Source organism: Gammaproteobacteria bacterium (assembly GCA_013151035.1).
Taxonomy (GTDB): Bacteria; Pseudomonadota; Gammaproteobacteria; order JAADJB01; family JAADJB01; genus JAADJB01.
Window position 1 is genome coordinate 54,292 of sequence record JAADJB010000045.1, and the last position, 19,512, is coordinate 73,803.

Here is a 19,512-nt window from a genome sequence, read left to right on the forward strand (position 1 = left end):
TACAGGAACGAGTGTAAAATTATTCTTATGAAGCAAGTGCCCCACTGTTTTGTTCATTTTTTTCATGTTTCATATTGAGGATAGCACGCTCAATCAGGGTCTTGCTATGGTCATTTTTGCGCCACTCGGCGACACCATAATAGGACCATATTTGTTGGTTATCTCCTGATATTTCTTCTTGAATCAATCGATTGAGATGTTCGTCAATCTTCTTTGTCAGGCTTGTGCTTTCATTAATGCCTGTTTCTGGCAGTGCAATCAGGAATATGTCATTTTCGATGTGGCTAACCAGATCGGCCCAGCGTAACTGGTCTTTTAACATTTGGCTAATGGCAATAATCAGATCACTATGGTTGCCATCACCACAGACATCAAGGCAGATAACAGAGACGGTATTGCCGTAGCGTCGGCAGCGTGAGAGTTGGGGTTCTAGTGCCAGCATAAGACCACGCTGATTGAGCAGGCCGGTGGCGGGATCAGTGATACGTTCGGTGGCTAATTGTTCTGCTAAGGTGTCTCTCTCGGAGGCAAGTTGTTGTTGATGGGTGATGTCACGTAGTATATGTGCACTATGGATGTTGTTTTCAGGTGAATCGGGTAGCGGAATCGATAAGGCTTGATAGATGCGTTCTTCACCGGAAGAATTAGTTAATTGGATGGATTTTTGCTCGACCAGCAGTCTTTGTATCTCGGCTACATTATCTTGATGGCTATGATCCATCAGCTTGTTAGCGGCCTTGTTATGGCTGATGAGGGTTTTGTCCTGATCTAACAGAAAGATGGCATCAGAGCAGTTTTCCAGCAGGGTGGCCATCTGGGTTTTACACAGCGATTCTGTCATTATTTATCTCAATATATAGTCGTAGTCTCCGTGTTACGGCATGAGTGAGATAAACTTTAGGTTATTTTATTGGTGCGTAGTATGCACCCTACCGCGGTCATCTCTGTAGTTCGCTCCTGGCGCGTTTAATCGCTATGCGTACTTGCTCAGGTGCGGTACCACCGAGGTGGTTTCGGGCTGAGACTGACCCTTCCAGGCTGAGTATCTGGAATACATCGTCTTCAATGGAGGGGGAGAATCGTTGTAGTTCTGATAATGACATCTCAGCCAGATCCTTGCCCTGATCAATGCCATAACGGACTGATTTACCAACAATTTCATGTGCGTCTCTGAAGGGTATACCTTTTCTCACCAGGTAGTCGGCAAGGTCGGTAGCGGTGGCAAATCCGAGTCGAGCCGCTTCACGCATGTTTTCTTTGCGCACCATAATATGAGGGATCATATCAGCGTATAGGCGCAGGCAACCCTTTAAGGTATCTACAGTATCGAATAGAGGCTCCTTGTCTTCCTGGTTATCCTTGTTGTAGGCCAGTGGTTGCGCCTTCATCAGGGTCAGCATGCTGACCAGGTGTCCATTGATACGCCCGGTCTTGCCACGAATCAGCTCGGGTACATCCGGGTTTTTCTTTTGCGGCATGATGCTGGAGCCGGTGCAGAAACGATCAGGTAACTCGATAAAATTAAACTGTGCTGATGACCACAGGATCAATTCTTCGGAGCAGCGTGATAGATGAGTCATGATTAGTGCCGCCGCGGAGCAGAATTCAATAATGAAATCGCGGTCACTAACGGCATCTAGTGAGTTGTAGGCGGGGCGTTCAAAGCCAAGCAGTTTTGCGGTATAGGCGCGGTCAATGGGAAAACTGGTGCCGGCCAGTGCTGCTGCGCCCAGGGGCATAATATTAACCCGGGTCTGGCAGTCAATCAGGCGTTGACGATCACGCTCAATCATCTCAAACCAGGCCATGATATGATGGCCAAAGGTAATGGGCATGGCTGTTTGCAGGTGAGTAAAGCCGGGCATAATGGTGTCGGTTTCGCGTTCTGCCAGGGTAATTAATGACTCTTGCAGGCGATGGACTTCACTCAGGATAAAGTCAATCTCCTCGCGCAGATAGAGCCGCATATCGGTGGCTACCTGGTCATTACGTGAGCGTCCGGTATGCAGTTTTTTCCCTGCATCACCAATACGTTGGGTTAGTTGAGCCTCGATATTCATGTGAATATCCTCCAGCGCAATAGACCAGTTAAAATCGCCTTTTTTGATATCGCTACGGATGTCTTCCAGACCATTGGTGATGGCATCACACTCTTCTTGAGTCAGGATATCGACATGTTGCAGCATACGGGCATGGGCAATAGAACCATTGATATCATGATCGTACAGGATATGGTCAAAGGGGATGGAGGCCGTGAAGCGTTCGACAAATTCATCGGTTGATTCGGTAAAACGCCCACCCCAGAGTTTGTCCGTGGTCTCTGAACTCATGATCTTTAACCTGTATGCTGATTGTAATTGGTAAATTATAACATCAGCTGTGATCCAGGTACTTGCATGTTTTTATACAAAATTCGACACTATGGCGTATGAATCAGGAAATCAAGACATCAGAAAACAGTAACGGCGTGTTTCTACCCGCATTTTGCGGTATTCGAGCCGTCTTTACTATTGTCATTGTGGCGCAGTTGTTGGCCTTTGTCTTGACTCTGGTGGCAGCAACGACAGAGTTGGAGTTCTGGAATAAATTAGCGCTGGTCTCTTTACTGGTGCAGTGGATTGCCTTGTCCAGTGCGTCCTTGTTGTGTTTATTGCATCCGGTGTTGAGTCGATACAATAATGTTGTTGTAGCCAGTATCAGCTATTTTTTATTATTACTGGTAACGCTGGTTATTAGTGAGCTTGCCTATTGGTTGATCCTGTATGAGATGGAATACAGTATTTATGCCGGCGCAGGGCATATAGGATTTATTGTGCAGAATATGGCAGTGAGTGCCGTGGTGAGTGCCGTGGTGCTGCGTTATTTCTACATGCAGTATCAATGGCGACAGCAAATTAAGACCGAGGCATTGGCTCGATTTCATGAGCTTCAGGCGCGGATACGACCTCATTTTCTGTTTAATTCGCTCAACACTATTATCTCCTTGATACGCGTACAGCCGGATCAGGCTGAGGAGGCGGTACAGGATTTGGCGGATCTTTTTCGTGTCAGTCTGGGCGATCAGGATGGCAGGATCTCTCTGGCCAGGGAGATGGAGATTGTGCGGCATTATCTGCATATTGAGTCTTTACGTCTGGGCGATCGCCTACAAGTGGAATGGGCGATTGATAAACTGCCGATGGAGCTAATGGTGCCTCCCTTGCTGTTACAGCCTCTAGTTGAAAATGCTGTTTACCATGGTATTGAACCGATGCTGGAGGTGGGCACGATACAGATTAGTGGCGAGCAACAAGAGGGTATGATCAGGATTGTTATTGAGAATCCGGTGGATGCCAGTGCTAGCCCTGTTTCCAGGGGGCATCAGATCGCGATTGATAATATAAAACAAAGGCTTATGATTTGTTATGGGGGTGTTGCACGGCTTACGGCTGAGTGTTCAGAGGGGGTTTTTAAGGTCTTGCTTGAGATTCCTGTGGTGGATAAGTAATGAACATTCTGATTGTCGATGATGAGCCTCTGGCGCGTGCTCATTTGCGTCGTATGATTGAGACCGATGATCAACATCAGGTTTGTGGTGAGGCGGGTAATGGTGCGCAGGCATTATCAAAGATAGTGGATTGTGAGGTGGATGTTGTATTGCTGGATATCAGGATGCCCGGCATGGATGGGCTGGAGGTGGCGCGACATCTAACCCAGTTAAAACAAGTCCCCGCCGTTATCTTTACCACCGCCTATAATGATCATGCCCTGGCCGCCTTTGAGGCGCATGCGCTGGACTATCTACTAAAACCGGTACGCCAGGAACGTCTGCTGGAGGCGTTGGCTCAGGTGAGTCAGTTGAATCGGGTGCAGGCGCGGGCGGTCTTGCAGGATATTGCTGGCCGCAGCCAGATCTGTGTGCGTTGGCATGGTGATCTGCACCTGGTTCCACTGTCAGACATTCGTTGTTTTCGAGCTGAGCAGAAATATGTGGTGATTAATGATGGTGAACATGAGTATTTGTTGGAAGAGTCGCTAAAAAGCCTGGAAGCGGAGTTTAGTGCTGATTTTATTCGTATTCATCGCAATGCACTGGTATCAAGGCATTGGATTGAGAGGCTGGAGCGGGATGAAAAAGGGCAGCAGCAAATTTGCCTGCGTGGGATTGAACTGAGTCTGGAGGTCAGTCGCAGGCATTTGGGTGAGGTGCGTGATTTTATTAAGGGCGACTAGGCTATTCCCGGATTGTGCGTAACGCGTGCTTGATATTATTATCCAGGTAGGCAGCGTATAGCTCAGGGGTATTGATGCCGACCATGCGCTTGGCAATTTCATTGCCATCAGGGTCGAGAAATAACAGAGTGGGTGCAAAATCCATCTGATAGTGAGCGTTAAGCTGTTCAATAGTCGCGGGTTTCCCGGAAAAACTGATGATGTTATCGTCATCGTCATCAATCATAATCTTCCGGATAAGGATCTTATCATCATAGCTATCATCAATTAACATAGGCAACAGGATCTCTTCCTCCAGTAGCGCACAATACGTGCAGTCAACATAGGCGGCATAGAGGATTATGAGCAGATTTTTTTTGGAGGCTGTTTGAGCGGTTTCTTGTAGATCCGTGGTTATTATAAGCTGGGGCACCCGGTTTGCGGCCTGTGACAGGCTGAAAATGAGTATAGTCACTATAAACAAGGCGGTTTTTTGATAGAATCGTTCCATACCCTAATCATCGGCTATTGTAGAAATAATTGGAATTTTTTTATGCAACAACAGATTGTACGAATAGCGACACGCAAGAGCGCGCTCGCAATGTGGCAGGCAGAGTTTGTTCGTGATCAACTATTGGCGGCTCACTCTGGTCTGGAAGTTGAGCTAGTCACTTTTACTACCTTGGGGGACAAAATTCTCGATAGTCCTTTATCCAAGATCGGTGGTAAGGGTTTGTTTGTTAAGGAACTGGAGCAGGCTTTGCTGGATGGTCGGGCGGATATTGCGGTGCACTCGATGAAGGATGTACCGGCAGAGTTTCCAGCGGGTCTAGGGCTTGCGGTGATTCTGGAGCGGGAAGATCCGCGTGATGCCTTTGTCTCTAATCAATATAAAAAACTGCTGGATCTGCCGCAGGGTGCGGTGGTCGGCACTTCAAGTCTGAGACGGCAGTGTCAATTGCGGGCTTTGCGTGCGGATCTGGTCATCAAGGATTTGCGCGGTAACGTGAATACCCGTTTGAGTAAGCTGGATGAGGGTCAGTATGATGCCATTATTCTTGCTAGTGCGGGTTTGATTCGTCTGGATATGAAGGATCGTATTACTGAATATCTGGCGCAGGATGTGTTATTACCGGCGGTGGCACAGGGTGCTATTGGTATCGAGTGTCGTATTGATGACACTGAGCGCTTGCGCTTGATTGCGCCTTTATCACATGGGGGAACGGAGATTCGAGTACGTGCCGAACGTGCGATGAATCTGCGTCTAATGGGGGGTTGTCAGGTGCCGATTGCGGGTTATTCAGAGATTGATCACGGTATGATTGTATTGCGTGGTCTGGTCGGACGTATTGATGGTAGTGAGATTATTGAGTCGGTTATTAGTGGGCGACCGGAGGATGCCGAGGAGTTGGGGCAGGTGTTAGCAGATGATCTTCTGGCGCGGGGGGCGAAAGCGATTTTGGCAGAGCTTGAAAGTGAATAGTTAATCTGGAAGATTGTCATCTTCGCGCAAGCGGGGATCTATTGGTTTTGTTGGTGCGCAGTGCGCACCCTACCGGGTGGTATTTATTGGGGTAGGGTGCGTATTACGCACCATGTGAAATAATAAAGGTTCTATGAGACATAAGTTGATTGAAGGAATACCGGTATTGGTTACGCGTCCTGATGCGCAATCACAACACTTGTGTGATTTGATTAAGGGTGCGGGTGGGTGCTATTTTCGCTTTCCGGTGCTGGAGATAGTGACTAGTGATAAACCCGAGCTATTACAGGCGGCTATTCAACAGCTTGATCAATTTGATATTGCTGTATTTATCAGTGCCAATGCGGTAGAGCGTGTGATGTTGCCTTTACAGGCAAGCAGGGATTGGCCGCAATCAGTACAGATTGCGGTGATTGGTAAGCGCTCAGCTGAGGAGATGGGGCGATTGGGTTTAGCGGTTGATTTATGTCCAGAACATCAATTTGATAGTGATGGTCTGTTGGCATTGCCTGCATTACAGGCAATCGGTGATAAGAGGATTGTAATATTTCGTGGTAATGGTGGGCGTGATTATCTGGCAAATCAGTTGCGTGATCGGGGTGCTGAGGTTCATTATGTTGAGGCTTACCAGCGCCGTAGGCCGCTTGATTGTGATCTTGAGGGGCTTAAGCAGTTTTTACAGCAGGACAAGTTTATTATTACCGCTTATAGTAATGAGAGTCTACAAAATCTGATGGATATGGTGGATGATCAGACGCGAAATATTTTGTGTGCGCAGTTGCTTGTGGTGGTTAGTTCGAGGATGAAGCCTCTGGTAAGCAAGCTGGGTTTTGGGCTTGAGCCTGTTGTTGCCCAAAGTGCTCTGGATGAAGATGTATTATTGGCGATAGCAACAGCACAACAACAGATGTGATGGAATATTGAATGACTAAAGAAACAGAATTACAGGATCAGGACAAGAAGCAGGGGGCTGCTGATAAGAAAGTACCTGTGCAGAAAAAGGATCAAGTGGAACAGACCTCAACGGGTTCTTCTGGTGGATGGTTGATGGGGCTGGTCTTTATCTTGTTACTCGGTGCTATGGGTGGCTTTTTCTGGATGGGTCAACAAGATCATATAAAGGCTCAAAAGAAGGTGCAGTTTCGCTTGCAAAAAGAGCTGACTCAATTACAACAGTCGTTTGATTCATTAAAGGCGGGTAAGTCTACCGGTGTGGCACCCTTGCAAAAGGAATTGTTATTATTGCAGCAACAGCAGGAAGTTTCGGAAAGAGAGTTTAAAAAACTGTCCTCTGTTATTTCCATTAGTGGTGATCGTGTTCATCTGCATGAGGCGCGTTACCTGCTTTATATTGCTAATCAACAATTACAGTTTAACCGGGATATTGATAGTGCTATCGCTGCCTTGGAAAAAACGGATGGCTTATTGTTAAATGAAAAAGATCCAAGCCTGTTACCGGTACGCAAAAAGATTGCCCGTGAATTACTCACGCTCAGGTCGCTGGATCAGGCTGATATAGAATCAACGGCGATTCGTCTGATTGCTATAGGCGATAGTGTTTCAAGGCTGCCATTAAACAAGGATATCAGGGTGGCAGAATTCAAGTTAAATGGTTCGGCATTTAATATGGAGGATGTGGATTTAACGGATTGGGAACTGGTGCTGGAACGAATCTGGGCAGAGTTTAGAAAGCTACTGGTTATTCAGCATAAGGATGAAGTAGCTATTCCGATGTTGATGATCGAGAATGAATATCTGCTGCGTAATAACCTCCAATTAAAGTTGGAGATGATGCGGGTCGCATTGCTGAACAATCAACAAGACTTGTATAAGGCATCAATTAATACCGCTATTCGATGGATAGAGTTGTATTTTGATCTGACCGATACGCAGGTTATTGCAGTAAAAGGTGAGCTGGATCAATTCAAGGCACTGAATATTAATCCTGCTTTTCCTGATATATCAGGTTCACTAAAGTTGTTGCGGGCACAGATTGATCAGACAGCGCAGGGAGTTCAGTAAGGTGCGGTTTTTTATTGTTGCGTTGGTGTTGTTACTAGTGAGTGTCATCGCCTCATTGTTTTTGATTGAAGATACAGGTTATGCATTATTTCAATATGGCGGATGGAGGATTGAGACCAGCCTAAGTTTGTTTGCTGTGTTGTCCGTGCTTACTTATTTCGTTATTTCTTTTCTCGTTCGCATTGTGTCCGGTTTTTTAAATGGCCCAAAAAGTATCCGTTTATGGGGTAAGCGTCGGAGCAAGGTTAAATCCCAAAAGGAATTAATGAAAGGTCTTTTCTTGTTGATTGATAGTAACTGGTCGCGCTCGGAAAAGTTGTTGTCACAACATGCTGAAGGTAGTGATCTTGCTGTGATCCATTATCTTGCGGCCGCCCTTGCCGCGCATCAACAGCATTCGATTGAATTTAGAGATCATTATCTGCGACTAGCTACAGCCAGTATGCCTGATGCAGATCTTGCCGTAGGTCTGGCACAGTCCTGGTTTCTTATACAGGATAATAATGAAGAGTCTGCGCAGAGACGGTTGGAGCAGTTACATGCTGATTATCCAAAAGATGCTATGGTGCTGAGCTTGCAGTCACAGTTATATCAACGCCAGTTTGCCTGGGAAAAACTGGAGGCATTATTGCCAGCATTAAAAAAGCGCAAGGTACTGTCAGTGGATGGGCTGGATCATTTATATCAACGGGTTTATCTCGGTTTAATGGAGCGAGTTGAGAATAATACGCAGCCTGATGAGTTGTATAGTGTCTGGAAGAGATTACCAAAAGTGTATAAGAAAAATGAGGTGTTACTGCTCAGATATGCATTATTGTTACAGAATCTTGGTCGGGAGAATGAAGCCGAGAGGGTGATTGAAAATCGTTTGCGGGAGCAATGGAGTGAACGCTTGATCAATGCCTATGCTCAAGTCGAGTCTAAAGATGCAGTGGCTCAATTATCATTAGCCGAAGGTTTTTTGTCCGGGCATGATAAAAACCCAATATTGTTGATGGGTCTAGGACGTTTGGCGATTCGTTGTCAGTTATGGGGCAAGGCGCGTAGTTATCTGGAGGCCAGTTTGGGGATAATGCCGAGTCTGGAGGTTTATCAGATATTGGCTACATTGATGGAGCAGTTGGGTGAAGAGGAGTTATCACATCAATATTATCGTGAGGGTTTGGCGCTGGCTTGCGATATTGGTGCGCAATGCGCATCATCAATGCAGTCGTAGGGTGCGTACCACGCACCAGCAGTTGGTGCGCAATGCGCACACCCTACCTTACTATGGTTTGTGCGCTAACGGCACCAATTAATCCACCAAACACACCCCCCCAGATAACCAGCCAGCCCAGGTGTTGTTGAATCATATCTTGTATGATCTGTTTGACCAGTTGTGGTGTGAGTTCATCCAGGCGTTTTTCGATAATATCAGCGATTTTGGTACGCATATCCTCAAGTACATCCGGCTGTTCAATCTCCTGGCGCAACAGTTCTCTGAAGGAATCGCGTTCAGTAATGGTAATCAGGGATTCCTTCATTTTATCCATAAAGGGTTCCTTGAGGGGTTGTAATGCCGTTTCACCGCCAAACATCCCCAACATACTACCGAAAGAGGACTCCATGATGACCTTTACCAGTGCGTCAAAGGATTCACTCAGATCAATTTTTTTGATGATGGGTGTAAACTGAAAGTGATCCGTTGGGCTGTTGCTATCACTCAGGAAGCGATCAATATTTTCTTTGGTGAAAAACTGCTGCATCATCAGCCTGCGAATGCCGCCTTTGAAGTCCTCGAAGCGTGCAGGAATAACACCTGAGCCATACAGACCAGGCACTTTTTCAAACAGCATGTGTATCGCCAGCCAGTTGGTAATTGCGCCGGATAGAGAAAATAGACCGATGTAGAGAATGAGTGTATTGGCGTAAACAATACCCATTGCCAGGATAATTAAGCTGATTATGTTAGTTAACAGGCTTTTATTCACAAATATGTCCCAAATTTAAGTGAGGAATGTCATTAATCCAGTATAATGCCTAACGATATGGCTACACCAATTTTAATATGTGATGACTCAAAACTTGCGCGCAAGCAATTAGCAAGGGCGTTGCCTGATTCATGGGATATTGATATCAGTTTTGCGGTTAATGGACTGGATTGTATTGAGAACCTGGGTGTCGACGTGCGCTTTTTATTCCTTGATCTTAATATGCCAGAGATGGATGGTTATGAGGTCTTGCAGTGGATTCAGGATCAGGGCATAGACATTGATGTCGTGGTCGTCTCGGGTGATATACAGGCTGAGGCACAGAGCAGGGTGATGGATCTGGGTGCGCTGGCATTTATCAAGAAGCCGGTCAATATGGGCGAGTTGATCGGTTTATTGCGCGATGAAGGCATAAGCTTTGAGGGTCAGTCATTACGCAGAGAACAAAGTGTTGAGGTTAATGTCCAGGAATACTGTCAGGAGATTGCCAATATTGCTATGGGGCAGGCGGCTAGTCTGTTGGCGCAGGTTCTAGGGGCCTTTGTCTTAATGCCGGTGCCCAAGGTGAATAATATTGAGGGTTGTGAGTTACATATGGTCTTGGCGGAGGTGCAGAATAAGGATGCTGTATCTGCTGTATGTCAGGGCTTTATTGGTTCTGGCATTGCCGGTGAGGCATTGATGATCTTTCATGATGCCAGTTATGACGATATGGCGAAGCTAATGAAGTATGAAGCCGATAGTGAGGCGGACCATGAACTTGAGCTATTAATGGATCTGGCGAACCTGTTGATTGGTGTTTGTATAAAGGGTATTGCTGATCAACTGGGCACGATCTTTAGTCAGGGGCATCCAGTGGTTCTCGGTCGTCATACTGATATTGCTTCGTTGATTGAGCGCAATACCAGTAAGTGGAGCAAGATTTTAACGATTGAAATGAGTTATGCCATCGAGGGATACAATATTAATTGTGACCTGTTGTTATTGTTTACCGAGGATTCGATTCAGGCAATCGAGACTCGTATGCCCATAATGGTGTAATTATTATGTCTAGCGCAATGATTGATGTAAAAGAGTTTCACTGGTTAATGGATATGTTGCAGTCCATTGATGTGGGGCTGGTGGTGCTTGATCGTGACTATAAGGTGCATACCTGGAATCGTTTTATTGAAAACCATAGTGGTATCTCTTATGCCAATGCACTGAACAATAGTATCTTCAAACTGTTCCCTGATCTTCCTGAAAAGTGGTTTAAGAATAAATTCGAATCTGTTATTGCGTTAAATAATCGCGCCTTCACGATATGGGAACAACGCCCTTATCTATTTCAGATAAAAAATCAGCGTCCGGTAACCGGGCATGCAGAATATATGTTTCAGAATGTCAGCCTGATACCTCTGGTATCGGTTAATACCGAGGTCAATCATGTTGGGCTGATTATCTATGACGTGACCGATGCCGCCTGTAGTAAACGTGATCTTGAGGCAGCGAATAATCAACTGCAACTGATTAGTCGTCGCGATGCACTAACGGGTATTAATAATCGTGGTTACTGGTCGGAGTGTTTGGAGCTGGAGTTTAATCGTTACAAACGTTACAAGAGTCAGGTGAGCCTGATTATGTTTGATATTGATAATTTCAAGAATGTAAATGATGGTTTTGGTCATCTGGCCGGTGATGAAGTGATTAAATCGGTTGCACATACCTTGCAGTCATCGATTCGTAGTACAGATATTTCGGGTCGTTATGGTGGTGACGAGTTTGGCCTTATTCTTCCCGAAACAGAACGTGATAGCGCACTTTATTTTGCCGAACGTTTTCGCAAAAAAATTGAAGCGTTGGAAGTTGTGTTTGAGGGTGAAGTTATTAAGTACACTGTGAGTATTGGTGTTGCTGCGATGGATGATAATGCCAAGACTCCTGAAGACTGGATTCAGTATACGGATAAGGCGTTGTACGAAGTGAAAGAGGCGGGGCGTAATCTTGCTATTGCTTATGATCCCGATAAGTAAATTAAATTAGTTCCTGGCATGGATTGCCCATTCTTATCAGAGACACGCCGTGAATACATCCATGTAGGCTCGATGGCCGCGTCCGTGCGGCCAACGGTCTCTGCTAAGAATGGGCAATCCATACCTTTTAGGGTTTAGTGGGTTGGTTACGAAATGAACAAATTTATTCAGACATTAGAAAAACGAATCCTGGTTCTTGATGGTGCGATGGGTACCATGATTCAGAGCTATGGCTTGGATGAAGATGGTTATCGTGGAGAGCGTTTCAGCGATCACCCCTGCGATCTGAAAGGTAATAATGATCTTTTATCGATTACCCAACCAACGATTATTCGCGATATTCATAAGGCCTATCTTGAGGTGGGTTGCGATATTGTTGAGACTAACACCTTTAATTCTACTTCTATCTCACTCGCTGATTATCAGCAGGAAGAACTGGTTTATGAGTTGAATGTGGCAGCAGCGCGTGTTGCCAAAGAAGCAGCGGATGAGTTTAGTACAGCAGATAAACCGCGATTTGTCGCGGGTGTGTTGGGGCCGACTAACCGTACTGCCAGTATGAGTCCTGATGTTAATAATCCAGGTTTTAGAAATATCAGCTTTGATGCTCTGCGTGATACCTATTACGAGGCAACTCGTGGTCTGGTGGATGGCGGCGCTGATCTTATCCTGATCGAGACCATCTTTGATACCCTGAATGCCAAGGCAGCGGTCTTTGCCGTGAAGTCTTATTTTGAGGATAGTGGTCATACGCTTCCGGTCATGATCTCCGGCACCATTACCGATGCCAGTGGGCGCACACTCTCCGGGCAAACTGTGGAGGCCTTTTATAATTCTCTGCGGCACATGGAGCCGGTTTCGATTGGTTTTAATTGTGCCCTGGGTGCAAAACAACTACGCCAGCATATTGTTGAGTTATCCGGTTTTGCCGATTGTGGAGTTAACGCGCACCCCAATGCCGGTCTGCCCAATGAGTTTGGTGAGTATGATGAATCACCTGAAGAGATGGCGCAGGAGATTGGTGAGTGGGCACAGCACGGATACCTTAATATTATTGGTGGTTGTTGTGGAACAACCCCGGCACATATTAAGGCAATTGTGGATGTGGTTGCAGAATGTAAGCCGCGTCAGATTCCTGCACATGATTATACTTTGAGGTTAGCGGGCCTTGAGGCTGAAAATGTGAATGATGATTCTTTATTCCTGAATATTGGTGAGCGTACTAATGTTACTGGATCAGCGCGTTTTAAACGGCTGATCCTGGAAGGTGAGAATGATATAGCGCTGGATGTTGCGCGTGAGCAGGTCGAGAATGGTGCGCAGGTGATCGACATCAATATGGATGAGGCGATGCTGGATGGCAAGAAGGCGATGGCTGACTTCCTGAATTTGATTGCCTCTGAGCCGGATATCTCCAGGGTTCCGGTGATGATTGATTCATCCAAGTGGGAGATTATTGAGGCTGGTCTGAAGTGCATACAAGGTAAGGGCATTATTAATTCCATTAGCATGAAGGAAGGTGAAGAGGCTTTTATCAAACATGCTCAACTCGCCAGAAAATATGGTGCGGCAGTCATTGTGATGGCCTTTGATGAGCAAGGGCAGGCGGATACCCGTGAGCGCAAGATTGAGATCTGTTCCCGCGCTTATAAAATTCTAACCGAGCAACTTGATTTTCCAGCAGAAGATATTATCTTCGATCCGAATATCTTTGCCATTGCCACCGGGATTGAGGAACACAATAATTACGGACTCGATTTTATTGAGGCAATCTCTAGCATCAAGCAAAACTTGCCTCATGCCAGGATATCCGGTGGCGTATCCAATGTATCTTTTTCCTTTCGCGGCAATAATGTTGTGCGCGAAGCGATCCATGCCGTATTTCTTTATTATGCCGTTAAGGCAGGTATGGATATGGGTATTGTCAATGCTGGGCAGTTGGCAGTGTTTGAGGATATACCGGCTGAGTTGCGTGACTGTGTGGAAGACGTCGTATTAAATCGGCGTGATGATGCTACGGATCGTTTACTCGATGTTGCTGAGCGTTATAAGGGTGATGCCGTTGCCAGCGTGCAGAAGGAGGATCTGGCATGGCGTGATCTGCCGGTTAAAAAACGTCTGGAACATGCGCTGGTAAAAGGCATTGATAGTTATGTTGTCGAAGATACCGAAGAGGCGCGTCTTTCTGTTGATCGTCCGATTCATGTGATTGAAGGGCCATTGATGGATGGCATGAATGTTGTGGGTGACCTGTTTGGTGAAGGTAAAATGTTTTTGCCCCAGGTGGTGAAGAGTGCTCGGGTGATGAAAAAGGCGGTGGCTCATCTGTTGCCCTTTATTGAGGCTGAGAAAGGTGAAGGTACGCGTTCCAAGGGCAAGATCCTGATGGCAACGGTGAAGGGTGATGTGCATGATATTGGCAAGAACATTGTCGGTGTCGTGTTGCAGTGTAATAACTTCGAGGTGGTGGATCTGGGTGTGATGGTGCCAACTCAGAAAATACTCGATGCTGCATTGGCAGAAGATGTAGATTTGATTGGTCTGTCCGGTTTAATTACGCCCTCACTGGAAGAGATGACGCATGTGGCAAAAGAGATGCAGCGCATGGGTCTCAAGATGCCATTAATGATTGGTGGTGCAACCACCTCGCGGGTGCATACTGCGGTAAAGATTGAGCCGAATTATCAAGGTGTCTCGGTCTATGTGAAGGATGCCTCGCGTGCTGTAGGTGTTGCACAAAATCTGATCAGTGAAGATTTACGTGAGGATTACATCAATAACCTCAAGCAGGAATATGAACTGGTTAGAGAGCGTCACAAGGGTAAGGTGCGTAAGACGGACTGGTTGACCCTTGAAGCTGCACGCGAAAACAGGATTAAGATTGACTGGGATAAAACAGAAATTATACAGCCCCGGGAGATGGGCGTGCAGGTGTTTGATGACTGGTCGCTAGAAGATCTTAGAGAACATATCGACTGGACACCTTTCTTTAAGGCGTGGGAACTAGCTGGACGTTACCCTAAAATCCTTAAGGATGAAAAGGTCGGTGTAGAGGCACAGAAATTATTTAATGATGCACAACAGATGCTGGATAAAATCGTCACTGAGAAATGGTTAAAGGCGAAGGCGATTATTGGCCTGTTCCCGGCTAATCAGGTGAATGAGGATGATATCGAGATCTATACCGATGAGACTCGGGAACAGGTATTGATTGAGTTGCATCAGCTACGTCAGCAAACGCAAAAGCCACCGGGTCGTGCCAACAAGTGTCTGTCTGATTTTGTGGCACCGAAAGAATCCGGTTTGAAGGATTACATGGGTGCCTTTGTTGTCACTGCTGGAATTGGTATTGATGAGCATGTTGAGCGTTTTGAAAAAGAGCATGATGATTATCAGGCGATTATGTTGAAGGCGTTGGCTGATCGGCTGGCTGAGGCTTTGGCAGAATCTCTGCACAAACGTGTGCGTAAGGATATTTGGGGCTACAGTGGTAATGAGTCACTGGATAATGATCAACTAATTAAAGAAACATACAAGGGTATTCGTCCGGCACCGGGTTATCCTGCCTGTCCAGATCATACGGAAAAGGATCTGTTATGGGATCTTTTGCCAGTGAAGGAAAAGACCGGGATCTGGTTAACAGAATCGAAGGCGATGGTGCCCACGGCTGCGGTTAGTGGCTGGTATTTTGCCCATCCTGATGCGCATTATTTTGCGGTGGGGAGGCTTAACAGGGATCAGGTCGAGGAGTATGCTGAGCGTAAGGGGTATTCGGTGACGGATATGGAGCGTTGGTTGGTTGCTAATTTGGGGTATGAGTTGGAATGATGCTTCTGGTGGCCTTCGATTCGAGGCATGGGTTACTCCTCTTTATCAGAGACACGCCGTAAATACGTCCATGTAGGCTCGATGGCCGCGTCCATGCGGCCAACGGTCTCTGATAAAGAGGAGTAACCCATACCTCTCGCAGTAGAAGAATAGTAAGGATGGGGGGTGTTCAATGAGTGAAGATTTGATCGGTATTATTAAGTCCTATGTCTCTAATGATTATCTACAGGCATTGGTGCTTTTGCTGGGCTTTGTCTTATTGGCTCGATTGATTAAGTGGTTACTTATTCGCAATCTGAAGAAATGGGTGAAGCGTACCCGTTCAGGTTTTGATGATGTACTGGTTGGTCTGCTTGAAACACCTGTGTATGTCAGTATTATTTTATTTGGTACCAGCTTATCACTTGGACTATTGAGCCTTCCTGATCGTGCGCTGGAATTAATGGTCTCCATTATCCAGACCTTCCTTGTCGTGGTCTGGAGTCGGTTTTCAATGCGGCTACTGGCAGAGTTGTTAACGCTATTCAGTGAAAAAACAGATTCATATATAAAGAGCCAGACCCTGCCTCTGTTTAAAAACCTGGGTTCCATTATTGTTTTTATTATCGCGCTCTATTTTATCTTTTTGGTATGGAATATTGATGTCACCGCCTGGGTCGCCTCAGCAGGTGTGATGGGTATTGCCATTAGTTTTGCCGCCAAGGATACCCTGGCTAATCTGTTTTCAGGTGTCTTTATTCTGGCTGATGCCCCTTACCGTATTGGTGATTTTATTGTGCTTGATACCGCTGAGCGCGGTATGGTGACGCATATCGGGATTCGTAGTACCCGGCTTTTGACTCGGGATGATGTGGAGATCACCGTACCCAATGCGGTGATGGGTAATGCCAAGATTACTAACGAGACCGGTGGCCCTTATTCCAAGAATCGTCTACGAGTAAAAGTGAGTGTCGCCTATGGTTCAGATATAGATCAGGTCAGGGCGATACTGATTGAGATTGCCGAGCAGATCGAAGATGTGTGTGATACACCGGAACCCAGGGTTCGCTTTCGTTCCTTTGGTGATTCAGGTCTGGATATTGACCTACTGTGCTGGATTGCCGAGCCAGTGGTTCGGGGGCGGGTAAAGGATGCAGTAAATACCGCCATCTACAAACGCTTCATGAGAGAAGGGATTGAGATTCCTTATCCTAAACGTGATGTCTATGTGCGGGAGATGGGTGAGGGTTAGCCCTGGATTGTCGGTTGGTTATCTCCACTCCGAACCGGGGACATAGCCGATTTTTGGCTGTGTCCCCTTAGGCTATAGAAAAAAAACGAAGTGCCCCTGTTTTTCCCAGCAATCAGAAGATTTTATCTCTTCTGGGGGAGAATATTAAGCTTGCCTGTAAACGGCGCAAGTATAGTCAGACACTGATTGCCGAACGCACCGGCCTAAGTCGATTAACTGTTCGAAAAATTCAGCAGGGTGATTTAACAGTTTCTATTGGTCATTATGTTGCCGTACTTAGTGTGCTTGGTTTGGTTGCAGACTTTGCAAAAGTGGCAAGTGATGATGAGTTGGGACGAAAGTGCAAGTTACCTGGAGTTAGCTCAGTTTTTAACGGCTCATGGGTCCAACACAAAAGATGACCTGGCTGAGCTATGGCGTCGAATGGTTTTTAATATTGCTGTCTCGAATACGGATGATCATTTAAGAAACCATGGTTTTATCTATCACAAGGGAGGGTGGTTATTAGCACCTGCCAGCGGATTACATTGAAATATTAATGAAGATGATGCGCTACAAATTAAAAACAAGGTTCTATCGAGTGTTAGGAATTGGGGGCTTATTGCTACAAAGGCTGGAATAAGCAGAGCCGAACAGCCGTTTATGGCCCCCGCTTTTAATATAGAACCGGTAAATAATTCTGTGTAACACTACCGGGCAGGCCGTCCGGATTATTTTTTACGTCTTGCGACACCCATTAGACCCAGTAAACCAGAGCCGAAGAGCCAGACTGCTGCGGGTACGGGTACCGCAGAAATGCCATTGAGGCGAATATTATCTAACGCAGCCGTGCCAAGCACTTCATCATAGAAAAATACATTGTCTATACGACCATCAAAAAATTCTCCAAAACCAGGGTTTTTACCAATGAAGGTTGTTGTATAACCCGATCCCTGTGTAGCATTTGTTGATTGAGTTATCCCGTCGATATAAAGTACGACATTACCCGCGACTTGATCGTAGGTAACGGCGATAAAGTTCCATGTACCGGTATAGGCCGGGGTGTTGCCGAGAACACCGGCACCGGTGAATGCCGACCAGCCCAGGGCACCACCGCGATTATCCAGACCAAGGGTGCGATCATAAAATATGTTGTCATTTGATATCACTTTACCCATGTTTAGTACATCTGTCTGTACCCAGGCACCCATGGTGAGTGTAGGCATTGAGCTTGGGTTAATATCAATGGGGATCTCGATATAGCTGCTTCCACTAAAATCATAGGCTTGTCCGGTGTATCCAAGTGCCTGAACTGCACCCACAATAGCGGTGGGATTATTAGCGTTGCCGGAGACATCATTGGCATTGCCGTCAAAGGGGTAGTAAGCAATTAAATGGGCGCTGGCTGTACTTGTAATCAGGACGCTGATAAGAGCGGCACCAATGCGGGTTAAAAGTTTCTTATTCATTTTTTTCTCCTCAATTTAAGCGATAGGCTTTTTATTTGTATATTGAGGTAATAAGCAATAATTGCGCCATTAATTTTATTTTTAATAAAATCAATTGGTTGTTGTTTTTTTGGGAAGCTATTGTGGTGTAGTGGTGGTGGATGTGTAAAAAAACACGAAATGTCTTAAAAATAAAAAAGGCCGCTTGGCATTTAATCCCGGCGGCCTTTTTTACTAGATCCCCGCTTTCGCGGGAATAACCAAAGAGTTATAGTTTGTCGGCATTATCCTTAAGATAAGCAGCAACACCATCAGGGTTGGCATCCATACCCTTGTCACCTTCGGTCCAGCCAGCAGGACAAACCTCACCGTGCTCTTCATGGAATTGCAGGGCATCAATCATGCGCAGCATCTCATCAATGTTACGACCTAATGGCAGGTCATTAACGACTTGATGACGTACCAGGCCTTCCTTGTCGATCAGGAATGAACCACGGAATGCAACGGCACCATCAGGTGTTTCCACATCGTATGCCTTGCAGATGCCATGGGTCATATCGGCGATTAATGGGTAACCGACGGCACCAATACCGCCATCATTGATGGCAGTGTTACGCCATGCATTATGGGTAAAGTGTGAATCAATAGAGACACCAATCACTTCAACATTACGCTTTTTGAACTCGGCCAGGCGATGATCAAAGGCGATCAGCTCGGATGGGCAGACAAAGGTGAAATCCAGAGGATAGAAGAAGATCACGGCAGCTTTGCCCTTGATCTCGGTTGAAAGGGTGTATTCATCTACGATGCTACCGTCACCAAGAACGGCGGGGGCAGTAAAATCCGGGGCTGGGCGGCCAACAAGTACGCTCACAGTATTTCTCCTTAGTATTTCAGATTGGTAAAAATAGAGACCATATAATACCTTATAATTATAGTCAAGTATTGTCCTGATTAATATTATTTTTCATTTTTAGCTAAAGGTTTCCCTGAATGGTTCGATTAAGTCGCGTTAAGTTAAAATTACAGGTGTGTATAAAATGATTGAAGAAATGGAAACACCGCTTTGGGACGTTGCATTGGAGGCCCTGGCACGGGATCACTATCTAAAACAAGGTGATTCATTATTTTTAAATGATTTCAAGGGGTTGGCAAAGAATCACTCGATTCGTCTGGATGATATTATGGAGACGCTGTTTCGTCTGGTGATTCATGGGAAATGGCAATATCAGGGTGAAAATATTGAGATTACTGAAGATACCCTGGATGCCCTGTATGTTAATCGGCGTTTGAAGGAAGAGGATCTGGATAAATTCAATGGTGGTTGGCAACCATTATCGAGTTAGGG

At 45.9% G+C, this 19,512-nt stretch carries 16 protein-coding genes and 2 pseudogenes; 12 read left to right on the forward strand and 6 right to left on the reverse strand.

Annotated elements, in window-relative coordinates:
- Positions 1-25 precede the first annotated feature (25 nt).
- Together GXP22_10155 and argH are read right to left on the reverse strand one after the other, a co-directional pair.
- Positions 26-841 (reverse strand): sensor domain-containing diguanylate cyclase, encoded by an 816-nt coding sequence (locus GXP22_10155; protein ID NOX09828.1) that lies wholly within the window; start codon positions 839-841, stop codon positions 26-28.
- Between the two features lie 97 nt (positions 842-938).
- On the reverse strand, positions 939-2,330 hold the full coding sequence (gene argH / locus GXP22_10160) for an argininosuccinate lyase (GenBank protein ID NOX09829.1): 1,392 nt from the start codon (positions 2,328-2,330) through the stop codon (positions 939-941).
- 98 nt (positions 2,331-2,428) lie between these two features.
- Between argH and GXP22_10165 the strand changes: the two genes are divergently transcribed.
- Together GXP22_10165 and GXP22_10170 are read left to right on the forward strand one after the other, a co-directional pair.
- Positions 2,429-3,487: a sensor histidine kinase gene (locus GXP22_10165; GenBank protein ID NOX09830.1), complete on the forward strand. Its 1,059-nt coding sequence runs from the start codon at positions 2,429-2,431 to the stop codon at positions 3,485-3,487.
- A complete protein-coding gene (locus tag GXP22_10170; GenBank protein NOX09831.1) occupies positions 3,487-4,212 on the forward strand; it encodes a response regulator transcription factor in 726 nt (241 codons plus the stop codon). The genes GXP22_10165 and GXP22_10170 overlap by 1 nt, the downstream gene beginning before the upstream one ends.
- Position 4,213: 1 nt before the next feature.
- Here GXP22_10170 and GXP22_10175 read toward each other — a convergent pair whose 3' ends face one another.
- A complete protein-coding gene (locus GXP22_10175) occupies positions 4,214-4,702 on the reverse strand; it encodes a thioredoxin fold domain-containing protein (GenBank protein NOX09832.1) in 489 nt (162 codons plus the stop codon).
- Between the two features lie 42 nt (positions 4,703-4,744).
- Between GXP22_10175 and hemC the strand changes: the two genes are divergently transcribed.
- The 4 genes from hemC (at position 4,745) to GXP22_10195 (ending at position 8,912) form a co-directional block, all read left to right on the forward strand.
- Positions 4,745-5,674, forward strand: a complete 930-nt coding sequence (gene hemC, locus GXP22_10180; GenBank protein NOX09833.1) for a hydroxymethylbilane synthase — start codon at positions 4,745-4,747, stop codon at positions 5,672-5,674.
- Positions 5,675-5,807: 133 nt separating this feature from the next.
- On the forward strand, positions 5,808-6,587 hold the full coding sequence (locus GXP22_10185) for a uroporphyrinogen-III synthase (GenBank protein NOX09834.1): 780 nt from the start codon (positions 5,808-5,810) through the stop codon (positions 6,585-6,587).
- Between the two features lie 11 nt (positions 6,588-6,598).
- Positions 6,599-7,696, forward strand: coding sequence for a hypothetical protein (locus tag GXP22_10190; protein ID NOX09835.1), 1,098 nt, complete (start codon positions 6,599-6,601; stop codon positions 7,694-7,696).
- A gap of 1 nt (position 7,697) precedes the next feature.
- The gene (locus GXP22_10195; GenBank protein ID NOX09836.1) at positions 7,698-8,912 is read left to right on the forward strand and encodes a hypothetical protein; all 1,215 of its coding nucleotides are present in this window, start codon (positions 7,698-7,700) and stop codon (positions 8,910-8,912) included.
- Between the two features lie 43 nt (positions 8,913-8,955).
- Here GXP22_10195 and GXP22_10200 read toward each other — a convergent pair whose 3' ends face one another.
- Entirely contained in the window at positions 8,956-9,666 is a 711-nt protein-coding gene (locus GXP22_10200) for a DUF445 domain-containing protein (protein NOX09837.1), read from the reverse strand.
- Positions 9,667-9,723: 57 nt separating this feature from the next.
- Here GXP22_10200 and GXP22_10205 point away from each other — a divergent pair, with 57 nt between their 5' ends.
- From GXP22_10205 to GXP22_10225, 5 genes and pseudogenes are all read left to right on the forward strand, one after another.
- Positions 9,724-10,707 (forward strand): response regulator, encoded by a 984-nt coding sequence (locus GXP22_10205; protein ID NOX09838.1) that lies wholly within the window; start codon positions 9,724-9,726, stop codon positions 10,705-10,707.
- A gap of 5 nt (positions 10,708-10,712) precedes the next feature.
- Complete coding sequence (locus GXP22_10210) at positions 10,713-11,678, forward strand: diguanylate cyclase (GenBank protein NOX09839.1); 966 nt, start codon at positions 10,713-10,715, stop codon at positions 11,676-11,678.
- A 153-nt stretch (positions 11,679-11,831) separates the two neighbouring features.
- Positions 11,832-15,506, forward strand: coding sequence for a methionine synthase (metH, locus tag GXP22_10215; protein NOX09840.1), 3,675 nt, complete (start codon positions 11,832-11,834; stop codon positions 15,504-15,506).
- Positions 15,507-15,678: 172 nt separating this feature from the next.
- Positions 15,679-16,737, forward strand: coding sequence for a mechanosensitive ion channel family protein (locus GXP22_10220; protein ID NOX09841.1), 1,059 nt, complete (start codon positions 15,679-15,681; stop codon positions 16,735-16,737).
- A gap of 264 nt (positions 16,738-17,001) precedes the next feature.
- A pseudogene (locus GXP22_10225) lies at positions 17,002-17,424 on the forward strand (HipA domain-containing protein).
- A gap of 23 nt (positions 17,425-17,447) precedes the next feature.
- Here the strand turns inward: GXP22_10225 and GXP22_10230 are convergent.
- Together GXP22_10230 and GXP22_10235 are read right to left on the reverse strand one after the other, a co-directional pair.
- Positions 17,448-17,531, reverse strand: a pseudogene (locus GXP22_10230) (VPLPA-CTERM sorting domain-containing protein).
- Positions 17,532-18,432: 901 nt separating this feature from the next.
- Complete coding sequence (locus GXP22_10235; protein NOX09842.1) at positions 18,433-19,038, reverse strand: peroxiredoxin; 606 nt, start codon at positions 19,036-19,038, stop codon at positions 18,433-18,435.
- A 166-nt stretch (positions 19,039-19,204) separates the two neighbouring features.
- Here GXP22_10235 and GXP22_10240 point away from each other — a divergent pair, with 166 nt between their 5' ends.
- Positions 19,205-19,510, forward strand: coding sequence for a hypothetical protein (locus tag GXP22_10240; GenBank protein ID NOX09843.1), 306 nt, complete (start codon positions 19,205-19,207; stop codon positions 19,508-19,510).
- The last annotated feature ends 2 nt before the right edge of the window (positions 19,511-19,512 follow it).